The following is a 19,185-nucleotide window of genomic DNA, read 5'->3' as shown; positions in this document are numbered from 1 at the left end:
TTGTTAACCTTCCTGTATAAATGTTAATCAACTCAGTAAAAATGAAATTAAATAAGCGAAGATCTTATCTGGCTCTAGATAAGATCTTTTTCTTGTGCTATAAACAAGAAAAGCAGGGAAGCGAGGGAAGAATGTGAAACAGGGAAGAATGGGGCTGCGAAGCATCACGGTGTTGCTTGTATGCATGGTGGTGATTCTATCGCTATTGTTGACGGATTTATTAGTTAGCAGTTCAATTGGAAAAAATATTCGAGATCAACAGGCTGAAAAAGCTCGGACTATTGCTACAATTATTTCAGAATCAACGAACGTGAAAGAAGGACTAGAGACAAAAACACCTCAGTCAATTCAGGAGTTTACTAAACGAATTCGTAAAAAATCAAGCGTCTTGTTTATCGTTGTTATAGATATGAATGGAATTCGCCAATCTCACCCAGATCCTAAAAAGATAGGAAAGAGGTTTGCCGGAGGCGATGAGCAAAAATCATTGCACGGGAAATCTTATGTATCTGTATCAAAAGGAACGCTTGATAAATCTCTGCGCGCTTTTGCACCCATCTATAATGAGAAAAATCAACAAATTGGCGCAGTAGCTGTGGGGATTTCTTTGAATAATGTAAATGAAGCCATTAGAGATGGGCATCGTCGAATTGTTTTAGGTTCATTAATTGGTTTACTTGTAGGCGTTCTTGGTGCTATTTTATTAGCGAATTACATAAAGAAAATTTTATTTGGCTTGGAACCTTCTGAAATTGCTAAAATTCTAGAAGAGAGAAGCACTATGCTGCAGTCGGTTCGTGAAGGAGTGATAGCTGTTGATAAAGAAGGTAATATTACACTTGCTAATCGTTCTGCACGCCGCTTATTTGTTAAAGCAGGATTAGCACCAGAGCCAATCGGTTTGTCTATTCGAGAGTATATGCCCACCTCCAGATTGGACGACGTTTTGTCTACGGGGGAATCCCATTATGATGAAGAGCAAGTCATAAATGGAGTAGCCATTGTAGTTAATAGGGTTCCGCTAGTGGTAAACGAAGAGATTGTAGGGGCACTTTCTACGTTTCGGGATAAAACAGAAGTTAATATCTTAGCAGAACAGCTAACAGGTGTTAAAATGTATGTGGAAGCGCTTCGAGCACAATCGCATGAATTTATGAATAAACTTCATGTGATTTTAGGAATGGTGCAGATGAATTATTATGATGAGCTAAAAACGTATATTCATCAGCTTGTTAATCACCGTGTCGATGAATCTAGTTCAGTGACTAAATCTATTAAAGATCATGCGTTGGCAGGGTTTCTAATGGGCAAAATGAGTTATGCTAGAGAGGAAAGCGTAGAACTGACGTTTTCCGCTGATGAAGTTATTCCAGAACCTTCAGATCCACACGTTACTCATCATCTCATTACCGTTATTGGAAATTTAATTGATAATGCAATTGATTCAGTTTGTCATCAAGCCTCTAAAAAAGTGTCCGTTATGCTTGTGTATAAAAACAATAAACTTACGATTCAAGTCACGGATACAGGCTGCGGCATTCCTTCCGATACAATGAATCAGATTTTCAAAAAAGGCTTTTCTACAAAAGGAACGAGCAGAGGGTTTGGGCTGCATTTAGTGAAGCAAACGATTGATGAACTAGGTGGCCAAATCGTCATTGACTCATTTATAAATAGCGGTACCACATTCTATATTGATATTCCGTACGAAACAAGGAGAGATCAAGTTGATTAAAGTATTAATTGTTGAAGATGACCCAATGGTTGCTCAGTTTAATCAAAAGTACATTGAAGAGATAGAGGGGTTTACAGTAGTCGCTGTTGCTCATTCGGGTCATGAAGCCTTAGTGAAGGTAAATGAACATCAAGTTGATTTAGTGCTGCTTGATATCTTTATGCCTGGGCAAAACGGTTTGAGAGTTTTACAAGAGATTCGAACAAAACAAGAGGAAATAGACGTCATTTTTATCACCGCTGCTTCGGATGCCCAAACGATTCAGCAAGCTTTACGCTACGGAGCGATTGATTATTTGATTAAGCCTTTTACATTTGAACGCTTTTATCAAGCACTTTCGGCTTACAAACAAACATTTCGTACGTTAAAACAGCAACCTCAGCTTAATCAACAGGAATTAGACGGGCTGCTGTCTAATAAAAAAATAAAAGAAGCTCCGGTAGAGCCGTTGCCTAAGGGTCTAACGACAGGAACATTAGAAGTCATCGTAGAAGCCATTGTGCATCTTAAAGATTATCCTTTTTCAACCGATGATGTGGCTGAAAAAACGGGAATTTCAAGAGTGTCTATTCGGAAATATTTAAAATTTCTAACAGATATAGGTCTTCTTGGAGAAAGAATGACTTACGGCACAATAGGACGTCCTGTGTATGCGTACTTATACAATGAACAAAACCGTCACTTGCTGCATCACTACCTCGTTGATTTTGAAAAATAAAAAGATCGATCTGTCAGAGAAGTACGCTGCTATTTTGTCGGTGTGAGAATATTTTACTGTAGAGTGCCAGTGCTTTAAGTGGTATGGTTGGTAATAACAGAGTAAAAAAACAAGTCGTTTGACTGAAAAGAGGTGGTTTCTTGATTGAAAGCATAGAACGCTTGACTAAACTACTGTTATCAGGGAATCAAGATGAAGCTTGGAATATTGTGTGGAAAAAAAGACAGCAGGGTTTCGACACATTTTATATTTTTCAGCAATTCATTTCAGTATCAATGGCTCAAATCGGTATGATGTGGGAAGAAGATGAAATTTCAGTGGCTGATGAACATTTAGCTACTACTACCTGTGACTATGTTTTGTCACGCTATCAATTGTGTATAAGACAAGAAGTTATTAAAAATGAAAAAAAAGGTCTGTTTTTGTGTATAGAAAATGAACAGCATTTTTTAGGTTTAAAAATGATTGCCATTCTCTTTGAGGAGCACGGATGGCAGACGAAACTTTTAGGAGCAGATTCTCCGCTTTTACATGCAACGCACGCTGTTGAACAATGGAAACCTGATTTAGTAGGAATCTCGTTCAGTTTAACTCATCATATAGAAAAAGCAAACGAATATATAGAAGGATTACAAAAGACCAAACATCAGCCGCTTATTTTAGTTGGAGGCCGAGTAGTTTCAAACTATAAGTTTCCTCTTGTTCAAACGAATCAAGTTCGATTTATTGCACAGCTAGAGGAGTTGAAAGAACTTTTTCATTATCAATCAATTAGGGGGATTAAGGTTGTCGACTATTAAATATGCTCCGCTTCCTGTTTTTATTATGGATGAGGAAATGAATATTCTAGCGCAATCTGATGAAGCAGCCGCTTTATTCGGAGAGGTTCAACATTTTTTAGAAATTGTTGACGAAGATAGTCAGAACAAAGCTAGAAAACGATTAGGGAAGAAGGAAAAAATAAAAACAGAATTAGTCATGCATTCGCGTAAAGCTAAGATGTCTCTTTATACAGTGAATTGCAAATGGGAGCAAGATAAGGCGCATGTAATATGTGTAGAGGAAGATTCTCAAATTAGAATTCTCTCAGAAAAAATCGAACAACATACAGCGCGTTTATCTGAAACTGACTTAGAACTGCTGCTGCAAAAAGAGCGATTAGAAAAGGCCATGAACCGAGTTATAGAGCTGTCGGGACCGTTTATTCATTTATCGAATAACATGGTGCTTATACCTCTGTTTGGCGATTTATTTGAGGAAGTCATCATGAAAAATGAACATCGGCTGCTCAGACAAATAGATGAGGAAACGGTTGATCGAGTTATCATTGACTTTAATGGAATAGGTCAAATTGATGAACGAGGTGTTGCAGCCCTAGAACATTTAATATGGGAATTTCAGCTAATGGGCGTACAGATTTATTTAACAGGTGTGACACCCGATCATAGTCAATGGCTTCACCAGTATCATTTTCAAGCAAATGTAAAATCTATTAGTAACCTAGGTCAGGCCATTCATCAATTTTTTACAACGGCATGAAATGGCTACAAAAAGTGAACACTTCATATAAAGGCAATAAGACAGGGGATCAATACTGATAAACAGGTGATTAAAATTTGGTGAAACACGCGCGTAAAGTAGCTTTAAGAATTTCAATTATATATATCATTATTGGCGCTGTATGGATCTTGATATCTGATAATATATCTAGAACATTAGCGCAAGGTCGTTTTGAAGTATATATTTTTTTTCAACAATACAAAGGTTGGTTTTTTATTTTAGCTACGGGGATTATTTTGTATGGGTTGGTATATAGGAGAGCTTATAAACTAGTGGAGTCCCAGCAAGAGCTTGTAGTGAAAGAACATGAACTTCAAACGAGCAATCAGCACTATCAATCTTTGTTCAAACACAATCCTGATGGCGTTTTTGAAATAAGTAAAACGGGTGAAGTTCTTCTTGCTAATCCAGAAGGTGAAGCAATCGTAGGATACTCCAGTGAAGAATTGCAAAAGATGAAACCTTCAGCTCTTATCGCAGCTGAAGAGTTTGATATGTGTAAAGAGTATTTTAAAGAAGTGCTAAATGGTAAAGGTGCTAAGTTCGAAATGAATGTTATCAATAGAAAGCGAGAAAGACGGTTGCTTAGGTGTTCTTTGCTTCCCATTATCGTTCATAAGCAGGTAGTAGGTGTATTTATGATTGCACGCGATATTACTACATACCGTCAAGATGAAGAGCTTATGATAACCTCGGAAAAAATGTCGGTTATTGGCCAAATGGCAGGTGCCGTAGCACATGAAATTAGAAACCCGCTTACTTCTTTAAAAGGTTTTGTACAGGTTATGCAAGCCTCTAAGGAAACAAATGACACATATTTAGATATCATGATGTCTGAAATCGACCGCATCAACTTAATCTCCAGTGAAATGCTCATTCTTGGAAAAAAGCAGCATGTATCTTTTGAAAAGACCAATTTATGCGAGATTTTAAAGCAAGTTATTACGCTAATGGAAGCGCAGGCCAATTTAAATAATGTTTCTATTTTATTGAAAGAAACAGCCAAAAGACCTATTTATGTTTCGGCTGATGCAAATCAGTTGAAACAAGTGTTCATCAATGTGATCAAAAACGGTGTAGAAGCTATTATTGAGAAAGGTCATATTACAATAACAGTTGAAGAAAAAGATACACGAGCATTGATTCACTTTGAAGACAATGGAATCGGAATGAGCCAAGAGAGGATTGAACAAGTAGGGACGCCGTTTTATTCTACAAAAGAAGCTGGCACCGGCTTAGGGCTGGCCGTGTGTTACAAAATCATGGAGCGTCATCAAGGTACCATGCATTTTAAAAGCGGTAAAGGAAAAGGGACAACGGTTACTATTGATATGCCAATTATAGAACGAAACAGCCGCTTCTCGTAGTTCAGAGAGGCGGCTGTTTTCTTGAAAAAGAGGAAGTAAGCAGCTGAGCCCTTTGCGTCCGGATCCATATAGGGCATAAAACCTCCTTCTTATACAAGTTTTCGTCCATAATAAAGAGGATCATATTGTTTTCTATAGAAGCAATAGTGTATCATAGTTGAAGCTATGTATATTGATGTAGAAAAGTTAAGGCCACAACCGATTTTTCTACTGACGGATTGACGGGGTCCCTTGGGATAAGGAAGGTTTATTTATAAATAGAAATTAAGGTCAGTATTAACGCACATGGCCACTGATACATTCGTTTAATTGAAATGAAAAAAATCGTTTATAATATCGAGAAAAGCATGGAAAAGGAGATAGATATGGGCCAGTTTATAGAGACTTTACAGCCTTTTTTACAAGAGGCGTGGAAAAAAGCAGGGTTCAATGAGCCTACTGCCATTCAAACGAAAGCTATTTCAGAGATTTTAGCTAATAAAGATGTAATAGGAGAATCCCCAACGGGAACAGGAAAGACACTGGCATATTTGTTGCCTGTCTTACATCGCATTCAGCCGGGACCATCTCATATTCAAGCGGTTATTTTAGCATCTTCCCATGAATTGGTTATGCAAATTCACGGTGAAATTCAAACTTGGTCACAGGGAAGCGGTATTTCAAGCGCTGCGTTTATTGGCGGAGCAAATATGAAACGGCAATTAGAAAAACTCAAAAAACGTCCTAATATCATTGTTGGTACGCCAGGACGTTTGAACGAATTAATTAAAATGAAGAAATTAAAAATGCACGAAGTCAAAACAATTGTGATTGATGAAGCGGATCAATTGTTTGTACCTGAGCATGTTCAAACGGTTCAACAGATTGTAAAAATGGCGTTAAGTGATCGTCAAATCCTAGTCTTCTCAGCTACTGTATCAGAACGTACCAAATCGCTGGCGAAAGACATGATGAACCACCCTCTTGAAATAGAGGTAGGAAGAGATGAACTCCCAGCTTCGAAGGTAGAGCATGTATACATTAAAAGTGAAGCTAGAGATAAAGTGGACGTGCTTAGAAAACTAGTTCGTCAAGAACAAATGAAAGCTTTAGCCTTTTTTAAAGGGATCGATACTCTGATCGAGTTTGAAGAAAAATTAACATTTAAGCGTGTAGAAGCAGGCTCTTTACACAGTGAAACGAAAAAAGAAGATCGTGCTACGACGATTAAAGGGTTTCGAAAAGGAGATTTCCCTGTCTTATTAGCAACGGATGTCGCAGCTAGAGGATTGGACATTAAGGGATTGACGCATGTAATTCACATCGATGTTCCTCAAGATGCAGATCAATACGTACATCGCTCAGGTAGAACAGGAAGATCGGGAGCAGAAGGTACAGTCATTTCTCTTGTCACTGAACGAGAAGAGCGAAACTTAAAACAAATCGCACGTGAACTTCAACTTACATTAGCGAAAAAAGAGCTTTATATGGGCGAAATCGTCGATGAAGGAACAAAAGAGCAGTCTCGTACAGCTAAAAAACCTTCAAAAAAGCCATTTAACAAGAAAAAGAAACAAAAAGGTCGAATGTAAACTAGGTATTCTGCCTTTTTACAACAGCAGTGTCACAACCTAAAAAGCAACGTCTACTGCTTTATTACAGCAGCCTGGCGTTGTTTATTTTCTCTATTTCACCTGTATAAATAAGTAAAAAAAGAGAAATGTAGATATTTTTTCCTAGGTATGAAAATAGTTTGAATGATGGATTTTGTTTTTTGTAACCTTATTTTAACATTACTTTAAGAGACTTCTAATAAAAGAGGAAGAAGGACGTGGGGACATTTTATGGATGCAATTGATGATCTCTTTGACGACATAGAGCGAAGAAGAAAAAGCAAAGAATATAGTCGAGATGCAGATCAATTAGAATCATATTTACATGAAGTTCAACGTATCATGGAATTTCTTGAAGAAGGTATCTATCTGTTTCAAAATTCGCACCAACAATATGCGTCAGATTGGTCAGGGCGTTCTAAGAGCTCATATGAGGATATTTATAATGATATTACGCAATCCACTTTTCATCTGTACGACGTAAGGGATGAATTGTTTCAAACTTTACGCTTAGAAATTTCACGATTAAGAGAGTTAGCATCGGCGTAATAAATAACATTATCGACTCACTCCTTTAGAAAGTGAGTCTTTCCGTATAGGCTTAAAAATGTTTGGATGATGACTGAAGGCTTACAAGAGATAGGGGGACGGACATACATGGAGATAAAAGTAAATCCAGAAGTGCTGCAGACATTTGCAGAGCGAATTCAGCAGTCTCATTCACAGACCGCTGATGCACTTCAAAAACTAAGCTGGGAAGCTACAAATCTACATTTCTTGTCTGTTGCAGATATTGATAAAGTGCTGGACTTGCAGGAAGAGTTACAGCATATGATTCGCAAACTTGATTCGCTAACGGAAAATGCACATTTATTAGTAAAAGACACTGCAGAGCAAATGAGAAAAGCAGATGGAGAGCTAGAAGGCTCTTCAGGCTGGACGGAGTTTTGGTCGAGCGTATGGAGTGATGGGAGCGCCCATTCACAAGATACGTGGAATGACATAAAGAACTTAAAAGAATGGAATACGTATGACAATATGCATAGAACGATTGAAAAACCTCTAGGTACTCTTAATGTTATGTGGAATTCGCTTTCTATGTCTTGGGAAGAAAAAGTAGTGAATGGTTCTACATGCAGTCGAACGGAATTTTTTACTTATGGCGTTATTCAAATGGGATTGGGCATTTTAAGTCAGGAGATGAATTCTTCAAACATTATGTTTAGTGACAGCACAGAGGAAGTGAAGAGAGAATGAATGAAGTATATGATGGCGCTGGAAGTGAAATGCTACAGTTCCTTACAGGGTTGTCTCAGCAATGAAGTATACATTTAACTTATTAGAAAAATCGTTAATTGAAGCAATGAAAGATAATAAAAAAATTGCTCAATTTTATAAAACTTTAATGAATAGCAATTTATGGCTAGTTGTTAGCTCAGAGCATGTAGCATCAGATATATTAATTGCAGACCACTACGTTCAGACGATGAAAAGTGCGGCGTATCGATATTTACCTGTTTTTTCGTCAAAATATCCGATTGAACAGATGCTAAAAGATGAAAAGACCGTATGCGTATCATTTAAGGATATGCTGCCTGTATTAAATGAAGAAATAGCGATATTACTTAATCCTGACACGCCTCTCTCAAAATTATTCATCCCGGAAGAAATAAGAATGTTAAAAGAAGATCAAAATTATTTTAAGCAGTAGCCAAGGCGATAACAAGCGCATGTGCTTTTTCCAAGCATGTCTGAATCTTAAATAAATAGGATATATATAGGCAGGGCCTTAAACAGGCTGCTGCTTTTTTATTACTAGTAAATAGTTCTATAGATAATGAGAAGAAATGTAATTTAATAGTCTTATAGTTTTTATTTTCCTTTAAATAGGTACCTATAGATCAGATGGAAAAGGTTTAAATGAGAACAAAATCTTGGTTGTTCAGGTTTTATTTGCATTTTTTAGGGGTATTTGTAGATACATATTCTCATTTTTGGAGGCTTTTGCAAGTAACCTTTGACCTTATCACTAGAGTTTCTTACAATAATAGTAAATATATAAACCGAAGGAGAGATATGTATGTCAGGAATTATTCGCGTAACACCAGCAGAGCTTCGCGACATGGCAGGTCGCTATACTAACGAAAGCGGTCAAGTTCAAGAATTAGTAAGCCGTCTTGATACAATGAAAAATCAACTTCAAGATATGTGGGAAGGTGCTTCAAGCGAAGCGTTTGCTGCTCAATACGAAGAATTAAAACCTTCTTTCGTTGAAATGTCTAACCTGCTTACAAAAATCGCTAAGCAATTAGACGACTCTGCAAATGTTCTTGAAGATACAGATAACCAAATCGCTAGCCAAATCCGCGGTTAACTTCATCTAATAATCTAAGTGAAGTAATAAAAGGAGCGCCCCATTCTCAAAAGATGAAGGCGCTTTTTCTATGTTTTGAGGTGATGAAACCCTATGTATATAGAAGTAACAGTAGACTTAAAGCACTATACAGGTGATCGGTTCGATTTGCGACTATCAAACTATCATTCAATCAAAAAAGTAGTCGAGATCGTTTGGCAAGCTAAAAAGATTACTCAATCACCAAAGGACGGTGCGTGGATACGTATTTCAAATAAAAATCTTATTTTCTCGGGAAATGAGACGATGATTAACTGCGGAATTACCACAGGTGATTGTATCGAAATTCTCTAAAGGAGTCTATTAGAATGTCAGAGAAGAAACCGACTTACTTAGAAGAACAGCTCGAAGCTGTAATGACACGTCATAATAATGAATATACGTTTGTTTTTCAAAAAGAAAAAATTAGACTTGATCGTTCTATTGAAATTGAAATGTTAAAGGATGTAAACACGGCTTTTCAAAAAGAAATCATGATGAGCGATGATGAACTTAAAATAACAATTAAGCCTACCTCTGAATTTCAACCTTTTACAGCATTAAGGGGAAAAGAAGAACAGCAAAAGTGGCTGTTTGCAGATCAGCTTATCAAAAAGGTAAAGCAGCATTCTTTTTCAAGGCTGCATTTGTTGATTTGTCCAGAAAATATCATTTTTGATAAAAGTTTAAGTTCTGCTTTTTTACATTATGGAGTGAAAGAAAGTTTACCTCCTTATGAGCCTAACGAGGAACAAAGCTTTCAGGAGTTAAAGGCTACGATAGCAGCGGCCGTTGACTCATCGCATACATTTGAACAGTACTTTAAGTTATATGAGACCTTGCAATTAAAAGAAGACGCTAAAAAAATAATGCATATCAGCAATGAGGAAGAGTTGAGTCAATTTGTTCAGCATAAGCTAACCCAAATTGAAAAACATCAAAAGACACTTGTTCAACTTCCTCAAAAGCGCTGGACCATTTTTAAGTTTTCGTCTGTCGGTATACTTGTCTTATTAATTCCAGCTCTTATTTATACTTTTTATTCTTACTTTTTTGCTCAGCCGAAACAAGAAGCATTTGTAGAAAGCAACGAATACTTTCTTGAAAAAAACTACAGCAAAGTAGTCGATACACTTGAAGATTACGATATCGAAAGCATGCCTAAAATTGTGCAATACGAAATAGCAACTTCCTATCTTGTTAATGAAAAGTTAGGAGAGGAGCAAAAAGCAAATGCTTTAAAGACTATTACGCTTCAGTCAGATCCTCAGTACTTTGCCTATTGGTTTTACATTGGCCGAGGAGACAACAAAAAAGCGCTAGAAGTTAGCAGGTTGTTAGAAGAACGCTCGTTAATTATTTATGCACTAATGAAATACGAAGGTCAGCTAAAGACAGACAACGATTTAGCGGCTGATAAAAAGCAAGAAGAGCTTGATAAAGTAGCGAATGAACTTGAAGAATTTAAGAAGGAAAATGATCAGCAAGAAGCGGAAGCAGCCAAGCAGCAAGAAGAGAAACAGACTGAGGAAGCACAGGCGGCCAAGCAGCAGGAAGAAGAACAGAAAGCTGCAGAAACCGAGAAGAAGAAACAAGAAGAGCAGAAAAAACAGCAGGAAGATCAATCGAAGTAGGGAGGTAGTTGTATGAATATGCTTTGGATAGTTAGTGGGCAAACGTATCAGCAGCTGCCTATAGATTTTAAAACCTTTCGCCAAGCAACGGTTGGAAACACTCAGCATCAAACGTTTACTTTTTCCTATCCGTTTGAGAAAGGGCAAATGACGCTGTCATCTGAAAAGAACGGCCGGCTCTTGATTTCCTACGGAGAAGAAAGGATAGCAGAGCTATCTGTTTCTGAGTCGTTTGTATGGCGAGAACAAGGACAGGCTTTAACCTTTGCCCTTACAGAGACGGCTGTTAAAGAAGCTGTCTATTATATTGATTACGGATCAGAAGTCTCGTTTTCCACAAGTGATGAAGCAGCTGATGTGTATCAGCAGAAAGAAAAGTATGTAGTAGAGCCAAAAGAAGGATTTTACTTATCAAAGATAAACGGGAAGTGGAAGGTCTTTTATAACCAAGAACGGCTTTATCTTAATGGACACCGAATAGAAGAGAATAGGAACCTTCAGCCCGGAGATCTTATTTTATGGTCTTCTATGACGATTCAATTGATCGAAAAAGATTTGCTGAAGATTCAAAGCTACTATGATTATGCATCTAAGCTTCCGGCTACGGCACAACCTATTTCTGAAATGAAAAAGAAGTACCCGGTTTATAGACGGACACCGCGCATGATATATGATTTGCCTAATGATAAGGTGAGCTTGTCCTTTCCGTCTCAAGACAATGATGAAAATAACCGAAGCTTATGGCTTACCATTTTACCCCCATTAGTCATGCTTTTAGTCATGGGTACGGTATCGATTATTCAGCCCAGGGGAATTTTTATTATTATATCTGTCATGATGTTTACGACCACGCTGATTGTATCTACCGTTCAATATTTCAAAGATAAAAAACAGCGCAAGAAGCGCCAAGAGCGCCGTCGTCGAATTTATACAAAGTACTTAGAGAACAAGCGCGAGGAATTACAAGAACTAGCATCAGTTCAACGAGATGTATTATCTTATCATTGTCCTACGTTTGAACGAATGAAATATTTAACAGAACAGATTTCCGATCGAATTTGGGAACGAACTATAGAAAGCAGTGATTTCTTACAGGTGCGTCTTGGAAAAGGAACAGTTCCTGGAAGCTACCAAATTTCTTTAAATAGCGGAGATATGGCTAATCGAGAAATTGATGATTTGCTTGAGCAGTCTCAGCACATGGAAAAGGTCTATCGAGAAGTCAAAAATGCGCCTGTTACCGCTCACTTAGGTTTAGGCTCTATCGGTCTGGTAGGAAAGATGAAGACGGTGAAGAGTGAACTGCATCAGCTTGTAGGACAGCTGGCATTCTCCCACAGTTATCATGATGTGAGATTCGTATTCATTTTTGATGAAGAAGAATATAAAGAGTGGGAATGGATGAAATGGCTTCCTCATTTTCAGCTGCCTCATTCTTTTGCAAAAGGCTTCATTTATAATGAACAAACGAGAGATCAGCTTTTATCTTCTATTTACGAAATGCTGAGAGAACGCGACTTAGATGAAGCAAAAGGAGAAGGGGTTTTCTTGCCGCACTTTGTTTTTATTATTACGAATCAGCAGCTAATTGCAGATCACGTTATCTTAGAGTATTTAGAAGGATATCATCCTCATCTTGGGTTCTCTACGATATTTGCGGCAGAGACGAAAGAGAGCTTAACGGAGCATGTTCACACACTCGTTCGTTATATTAACGAATCCGAGGGGGATATATTAATTCAAAAGCAAAAAGCTGTGAATATTCCATTTCAGCTTGATAAACACACGCTTGATTATAATGAAAGATTTGCAAGGATGCTGCGGACATTGGATCACCAAGTTGGCATGACCAACTCAATTCCAAATAGCGTTTCATTCTTAGAATTATTTAAAGCAAGAGAAATTGGTGAGCTGGATATCGTGCAAAGGTGGCACAGCAATGAATCAGCTAAGTCGCTAGCCGTTCCAATTGGTTTAAAAGGAAAAGAAGATATTGTGGAACTAAATCTTCACGAAAAAGCTCACGGCCCTCATGGATTACTTGCAGGTACGACGGGGTCAGGGAAAAGTGAATTTTTACAAACGTACATTCTTTCTCTAGCGGTGAATTTCCACCCCCATGAAGTCGCATTTTTACTGATTGACTATAAAGGGGGAGGAATGGCTCAGCCGTTTAAAAACATGCCTCACCTGCTTGGAACCATTACAAATATTGAAGGAAGTAAGAATTTTAGTACAAGAGCCTTAGCTTCTATTAAAAGTGAATTAAAGCGACGCCAACGCTTGTTTGATAGATATGAAGTCAATCATATTAATGATTATACAGATTTATATAAGCAAGGTATGGCAGAAGAACCTCTGCCTCACTTATTCTTAATCTCGGATGAATTTGCTGAGTTAAAAAGTGAAGAACCAGAGTTCATTCGCGAATTAGTCAGCGCGGCGCGAATTGGACGCAGTCTAGGCGTTCATTTAATTTTAGCAACACAAAAGCCAGGCGGTGTTATTGACGATCAAATTTGGAGTAATGCGCGCTTTAAAGTAGCGTTAAAAGTCCAAGATGCCGCTGATAGTAAAGAAATCTTAAAAAATGCAGACGCTGCTTCTATTACGGTGACGGGTCGAGGCTATCTGCAGGTTGGAAATAATGAAGTGTATGAACTGTTTCAGTCAGCTTGGAGCGGCGCGCCGTACATGGAAGATACGTATGGAGCTGAAGATGAAGTAGCCATTGTAACGGATCTCGGGTTGATTCCTTTATCTGATGTATCTACTCAGCAGACGTCATCTAAACAAGCGGAAGCAGAAATTGATGTTGTGGTGCAAAAAATCGAACAAACGCAGCGGGAACTAGGTATCAAAAAATTAAATAGTCCATGGCTGCCCCCTCTTAAAGAGAGATTGCTTCGCAGTGAGTACAAAGAGAAGCGAGACGGCGTATTCCCAATTGGCTTGATTGATGAACCTGAAAAGCAAAGTCAAACGGTATATAACTATCAGCTGATGGACGATGGGAACATTGGTATATTTGGTTCGTCAGGATATGGTAAATCGTTTACAGTCATGATGTTACTTCTTAGTCTAGCTGAAAGACAGAGCCCGGAGCAGCTTCATTATTACATTTTTGACTTTGGAAACGGTACGCTGCTGCCGCTTCGTCAGCTGCCTCATACGGCAGACTATTTCTTAATGGATCAAATGCGTAAAATCGAAAAATTCATGACGATTATCAAACAAGAAATCGCAAGGCGAAAGCAGTTATTTCAACAGCAGGAAGTTAGCAATATCAAAATGTATAATGCTCTAAGTTCAGAAGAGCTTCCTCTAATTTTCATCACAATTGATAATTTTGATCTGGTCAAAGAAGAAATGCAAGATCTAGAAATGCAGTTCACACAGCTTGTGCGTGACGGCCAGTCTTTAGGAATTTATATGATCTTTACCGCGACGCGCGTGAATTCTATTCGTCAGTCACTTATGAATAACTTGAAAACGAAAGTGGTTCATTATTTAATGGATCATTCAGAAGCGTATTCTATTTTAGGACGTACGCCGTATGCGCTAGAGTCTATTCCAGGCCGGGCTATTATCAAAACGGATCAACCTTATTTTGCTCAGCTGTTTTTACCTGCGGAAGGAAAAGATGATTTTGAAATTTTTGATGCAGTTAAGCTGCACATTCAACGATTAAAGAATCAATATGCTGATGCTATTCTTCCGGAGCCGGTGCCAATGCTGTCATCGAAACTTGTACTTGCCGAGTTTATGACGGACAGAAGAGTTATTCGGGAAAAAGGAGTTATTCCTCTTGGGTTAGATGAAGAGTTTGTTCGACCGGTGCATATGAACTTTACGAAAAATAAGCATTGCATCGTCATGGGGCAGACGCAAAAAGGAAAGACAAATGTAGTGAAAGTCATACTGCAAACAGCGCTTGAACAAGGTGTGAAGCAAATCGGACTATTTGATTCGGTTGACCGTGGTTTATCAAGCTATGCAGCTGAAGAGCGAGTTGTTTACATGGAAACAAAAGAACAAATCGTCGACTGGCTTGACCTAACCGAAGAACGATTGCAGCGACGTGAAAATAAGTATTTGGAAGCAGTGCAGGAAGGAACAGTACACAGCCTTTCATTTGCCCCGATCATGCTTGTAGTAGACGGATTTGTACGATTCCAGCAAAACTTAGACAGCGTCTTGCAGGATCGCATTACAAAATTGATGAAAAATTATAGCCACCTGGGCTTTAACTTGATTGTTGCAGGGAACAACAATGAGTTTTCAAAAGGATTTGACGCGTTAACAACAGAAGTGAAGCAAATTGGCCAAGCCGTGTTGTTGATGAAGAAAACAGAGCAAAGCTTATTTACGCTTCCTTATGACCGAAAAGAAGCCGACGTTAATCCTGGCTTCGGTTATTATATTAAAAGTGGAAAAGAAACAAGAATTCAAATCCCGCTATGTGTAAGTGAAAGGAAGATCTTAACATGACCGAACAGCGTAAGTATACACTTAAAGTCATATTAGCTGTTGTTTTAATTTTGGCTCTTCCTTCTTTCTTTTTCCAGTATATTGGAGACAACCCGCTGCAAGTCACAGAAAACTCAACAAGAACGATTGCGGTTGTTAACGAAGATAATGGAGTAAAAGAAAACAGTGAAAAAGCGATAGAATTTGGAGAAAAAGTGACTCCTCTTTTACAGGAGGGGTCGGATTATCAATGGACCGTGCTTGGACGAAGCGCAGCTACAAGCGGTTTACAGAATGGGAAATATGATGCGGTTATCTATATTCCCTCGACTTTCTCACAAAATATTTTATCGTATCAGGAAAAAAAGCCAGAAAAAGCCACTTTGGAATACAAAGTTCAAAGTCAGCTTAACGCAGTTAATAAGGAAAAAGTAGTAGGGGAATTAGAAGATGCTACTACAAAGGTTAATAATGAAATGTCCTCTTTGTACTGGAGTTATGTATCACAGGAAGTAGATAAGGTACGCGGACAGTTCGATAAAATTCTAAATAAAGAAATCGCCTTTCAAAAAACAATGGTCGCTTTTTATAAACCGAATTCAAAAGATTTAGCAGGTGAATTAAATGATCAAAAGAAAATTCTTCAGCAAATCCAAGATAATGTAAATAAAGCAGAAAAAGGTTCTAGCGATAGACAAGGCGACGTAGAACAGGTTGAAAAGAATTTAAACAGCTTCATTGAATATGTAGATCAATATCAAACATATCAAGAAACACAAAAACAAATGCTTGAAAAAACGCAGGCTCAAAGCGTCGCTGCGATTCAACAAGGGTTGTCTTCCCTTGAATCTAATCAGCCAAGCTCTAAGCAAAATTTTAATGAGCAGGCCAATCAAGTGTTTAGTGGCTTATCTTCCATTCAACAGCAGCTGGATGAAAATCAAAAAGCCGTTGGAGAACTTGGAGATCAACAAGCGGATAACGTCAGTGAACAAGAAAAAGCTCTGCAAGATTTGAACGGCCAAATAGTCAGTTCATACAAACAGCAGTCTGAGCAAACAACCCTAAACCAAATTGAAAGTAAGCTAAAGCCGCTTCGTGCGCAGCTAGAGACAGCTTCATCAAATGAGGGTGGCGGAGACTCAACGAATCCAGGAGAAAGTGATGGAACTCAGCCAGACCCTAATCAAGGCGGAGAGGCGCCAACGGACCCTGGGAAAGGTGACGGAACTCAGCCAGATCCTAATCAAGGTGGAGAGACGCCGACGGATCCTGGAGAAGATGATGGAACTCAGCCAGATTCCGGTCAAGGCGAAGGAACGTCAGAACCAATTCAAGTGGATTTATCTCAGCAAACAGCAAAGCTTGATGATATATCAAAAGGGCTTGAAGACTTAGAACAGCAGCTCCAAGGAATGGTAAATGAAACACCTGAAGCGCCTGAGACACCTGAAGCGCCTGAGACACCTGAAGCGCCTAAGACACCTGAGGGACCAGAAACGCCAGAAACGACTGAAACACCGGACACATCAGGTACATCCAATGCTGTGAAAAGTGCGCTTGAAAAAGTAGCTAATCTGAAAACACAGGTACAGGCAGTCAAAGATGAGCTGCAAAATGTAACCGTTCAGCCTGAAACTTCAGGAGAAAATACGGATGCGCTGAAGCAGAAAATTGCCAGCTTGGAAGCAGACGTTGAGTCTTTGACAGCACAGAAAAACAAAGCAGAGAAAGACTTAGAAGAAGCAACCAAGTCGTCGAGCAGTCAAATTGCTAAGCTTCAAGAAGAAAATGAACGATTAAAAAAAGAGAATGAAAAGTTGAAAGAAGGCGGCAAAAAGCCTTCTAAAGGTAGTGTGGATGTAGAGAATCTCATCACGATGATTACAAACAAAGAAGATAAAATCTTATCTTCTCCAAATCTTTCAGCTTCTCGAAAGGAAAAGCTGAGCAATACATTCTCAGGTAAGATTAAAACCAGCAGTGCCGAAGATCTGCTAAAGTACTACGGTGATTTATCGCAGTATGATTTGACTTTAGCTCAAGTAGGAAATACAGACATACAGAACAGCGTCCTTAACAATGACTCTATTAAAGGAAGTTTGCAGCAGGCGTTAGCTGGAACCGTCTCTTCTCAAGACGCGCGTAAGCAAATCCAACAAAACCTGTCTTTAACAAAAGAAGAGTTAGCACAGTTTCAAAGTTCAGTGCAAGATTTTGCTGATCAATATGGACAAACAGTTGATGCTGAACAAGCATCTATTATGGAAGAGCTATCAGCTATTCAAGAAAAAGCAAATGCAATGAATCAAGAGCTTCAATCTAGCGCAGGTGAAGATCAAGCATTAGAAAAGAAAGAAGCTCCGGACGTAACAGGCTTAATGACGCTGCAGCAAAGCATGGGTCAAGAGTTGAAGGGAATGAACGAACTCATTTCATCTTTAGATGAAAGACAAGCTAATGTTGTCACATACACAGATGAATTGCAGAAGCGTGTAAATGAAGTCCAGGATAAAGCTGACACGCTTAACAGCAAATGGGCCCAAAACGTGGATTCAACGAAATTGGTACGCGGCCAGGTATACCGTTTGTTAAATAATACATTAGTAGATGGACAGAATAATGATTACGTTTATCATTATTTAGCGAATCCCCTTCAAGTAAGCGGTGAAGTGCCAGCTGAAAAAGTAAAAGAGGTTCCACCGGTTGTCATTTTGGTTATTATCTTAATCAGCAGCTTACTAATTGGCTATTTCAGTCAATACTACCGACATGCACCTATGCTTGTAAAAGGTACGCTGTTTGGATTATTGAATTTGATTGTAGGGTTAATGGTAAGTATCTTTAGCCTTAATATTTATTCGTTATCGGGAGACAGGGCAATGGAATGGTCAATCTTTACGATCGTCTTATTGCTTGCTTCATCTACAATCGTACGTATTGCTTTCTTATTAGGAAGCTTCGCTGGATGGGTGACGACAGTAGGGTTGATTTTATTTTATATTACCCCGCTTCTTAACTTATCTATGCCAAACTTTAATTACGAAGATCCAGTATCTAAAGTATATATGTCCATTCAATATGATACGCAGTCTCTGTTTGGACAGGCGCTTATTGTATTACTGGGGATGACTGCCGTTTTAAGTGTTCTGCCATCTATTATTCGTGCTTTAAAGACGACTAAAGAGGTTGAAAATGATGAAACCTATAGTGCTTAATAAGAAGATTGGAGGTATTGTTCTTATTTTTTCACTTCTTTGTTTTCCTATAGCAGCATCGGCTGAAGCCGATGACGGAAACGTTGAAGAGATTAAACCAAATGTATATAAAGATGATCCGATTAACTTGGACCCCGAATCTTTGCTAGAAAATAAAAAAGAAGTAGGAAATATTCCGGAGGAAATAAAGGATCTTACATTTGAAAAAGAGGAAGATGCAGAGAAAGAGAGCTTAAAAGAAGGCCTTTTTGCGAACGCATCAGCTGAAGAGAATACGATTTCTGCGAAAGCAAAAGAATATAACTTGTTTTCTTCTAAAAACACTTCCTACAAGAAAGGTCGGACAGAACAAACTGCTTCTGAAAAGTCATCAGACCTACAATGGTTTTATTTATTATTGATTGGTGTGGGGGTTGTTGTATTATTTGCGGTTTTAATACCGCGCGTTAGCCCTCAGCCTTCTGTGAAAAAATGAAAAAACCTCGCTGTTAATCAACAG

General features: G+C 38.4%; 15 protein-coding genes. All 15 read left to right on the top strand.

The annotated features are described in order from the left end of the window. Positions 1–148 precede the first annotated feature (148 nt). On the top strand, positions 149–1,735 hold the full coding sequence (gene dcuS / locus N178_RS09970) for a DcuS/MalK family sensor histidine kinase (protein ID WP_045292007.1): 1,587 nt from the start codon (positions 149–151) through the stop codon (positions 1,733–1,735). After that, positions 1,728–2,453 (top strand): response regulator, encoded by a 726-nt coding sequence (locus tag N178_RS09965; RefSeq protein WP_045292006.1) that lies wholly within the window; start codon positions 1,728–1,730, stop codon positions 2,451–2,453. The genes dcuS and N178_RS09965 overlap by 8 nt, the downstream gene beginning before the upstream one ends. A 140-nt stretch (positions 2,454–2,593) precedes the next feature. Further along, positions 2,594–3,253, top strand: a complete 660-nt coding sequence (locus tag N178_RS09960) for a cobalamin B12-binding domain-containing protein (protein WP_045292005.1) — start codon at positions 2,594–2,596, stop codon at positions 3,251–3,253. Then, on the top strand, positions 3,240–3,992 hold the full coding sequence (locus tag N178_RS09955; RefSeq protein ID WP_045292004.1) for an STAS domain-containing protein: 753 nt from the start codon (positions 3,240–3,242) through the stop codon (positions 3,990–3,992). Before N178_RS09960 ends, N178_RS09955 begins: the two co-directional genes overlap by 14 nt. A gap of 80 nt (positions 3,993–4,072) precedes the next feature. Then, positions 4,073–5,380 (top strand): ATP-binding protein, encoded by a 1,308-nt coding sequence (locus tag N178_RS09950; RefSeq protein WP_237758439.1) that lies wholly within the window; start codon positions 4,073–4,075, stop codon positions 5,378–5,380. Positions 5,381–5,745: 365 nt separating this feature from the next. Further along, the gene (locus N178_RS09945; RefSeq protein WP_045292002.1) at positions 5,746–6,951 is read left to right on the top strand and encodes a DEAD/DEAH box helicase; all 1,206 of its coding nucleotides are present in this window, start codon (positions 5,746–5,748) and stop codon (positions 6,949–6,951) included. A gap of 252 nt (positions 6,952–7,203) precedes the next feature. Further along, positions 7,204–7,521 (top strand): hypothetical protein, encoded by a 318-nt coding sequence (locus N178_RS09940; protein WP_013055102.1) that lies wholly within the window; start codon positions 7,204–7,206, stop codon positions 7,519–7,521. A gap of 108 nt (positions 7,522–7,629) precedes the next feature. After that, on the top strand, positions 7,630–8,229 hold the full coding sequence (locus N178_RS09935; protein WP_045292001.1) for a WXG100 family type VII secretion target: 600 nt from the start codon (positions 7,630–7,632) through the stop codon (positions 8,227–8,229). A gap of 61 nt (positions 8,230–8,290) precedes the next feature. After that, entirely contained in the window at positions 8,291–8,683 is a 393-nt protein-coding gene (locus tag N178_RS09930) for an SseB family protein (RefSeq protein WP_045292000.1), read from the top strand. Positions 8,684–9,052: 369 nt separating this feature from the next. Next, complete coding sequence (locus N178_RS09925; protein WP_013055105.1) at positions 9,053–9,346, top strand: WXG100 family type VII secretion target; 294 nt, start codon at positions 9,053–9,055, stop codon at positions 9,344–9,346. 93 nt (positions 9,347–9,439) lie between these two features. Beyond that, positions 9,440–9,679, top strand: coding sequence for an ESX secretion system protein YukD (yukD, locus tag N178_RS09920; RefSeq protein WP_045291999.1), 240 nt, complete (start codon positions 9,440–9,442; stop codon positions 9,677–9,679). Positions 9,680–9,693: 14 nt separating this feature from the next. Further along, positions 9,694–10,998, top strand: a complete 1,305-nt coding sequence (gene essB / locus N178_RS09915) for a type VII secretion protein EssB (RefSeq protein ID WP_045291998.1) — start codon at positions 9,694–9,696, stop codon at positions 10,996–10,998. A 12-nt stretch (positions 10,999–11,010) separates the two neighbouring features. Then, on the top strand, positions 11,011–15,489 hold the full coding sequence (essC, locus tag N178_RS09910) for a type VII secretion protein EssC (RefSeq protein ID WP_045291997.1): 4,479 nt from the start codon (positions 11,011–11,013) through the stop codon (positions 15,487–15,489). Then, the gene (gene esaA, locus N178_RS09905; protein WP_045291996.1) at positions 15,486–18,686 is read left to right on the top strand and encodes a type VII secretion protein EsaA; all 3,201 of its coding nucleotides are present in this window, start codon (positions 15,486–15,488) and stop codon (positions 18,684–18,686) included. Before essC ends, esaA begins: the two co-directional genes overlap by 4 nt. Next, the gene (gene essA, locus N178_RS09900; RefSeq protein ID WP_045291995.1) at positions 18,664–19,161 is read left to right on the top strand and encodes a type VII secretion protein EssA; all 498 of its coding nucleotides are present in this window, start codon (positions 18,664–18,666) and stop codon (positions 19,159–19,161) included. The genes esaA and essA overlap by 23 nt, the downstream gene beginning before the upstream one ends. Positions 19,162–19,185: the final 24 nt, after the last annotated feature.

The organism is Priestia aryabhattai B8W22 (assembly GCF_000956595.1).
Lineage (GTDB): Bacteria > Bacillota > Bacilli > Bacillales > Bacillaceae_H > Priestia > Priestia aryabhattai.
Note: the sequence above shows the minus strand (reverse complement) of the source record. Positions and strands in the feature narration are given on the sequence as shown.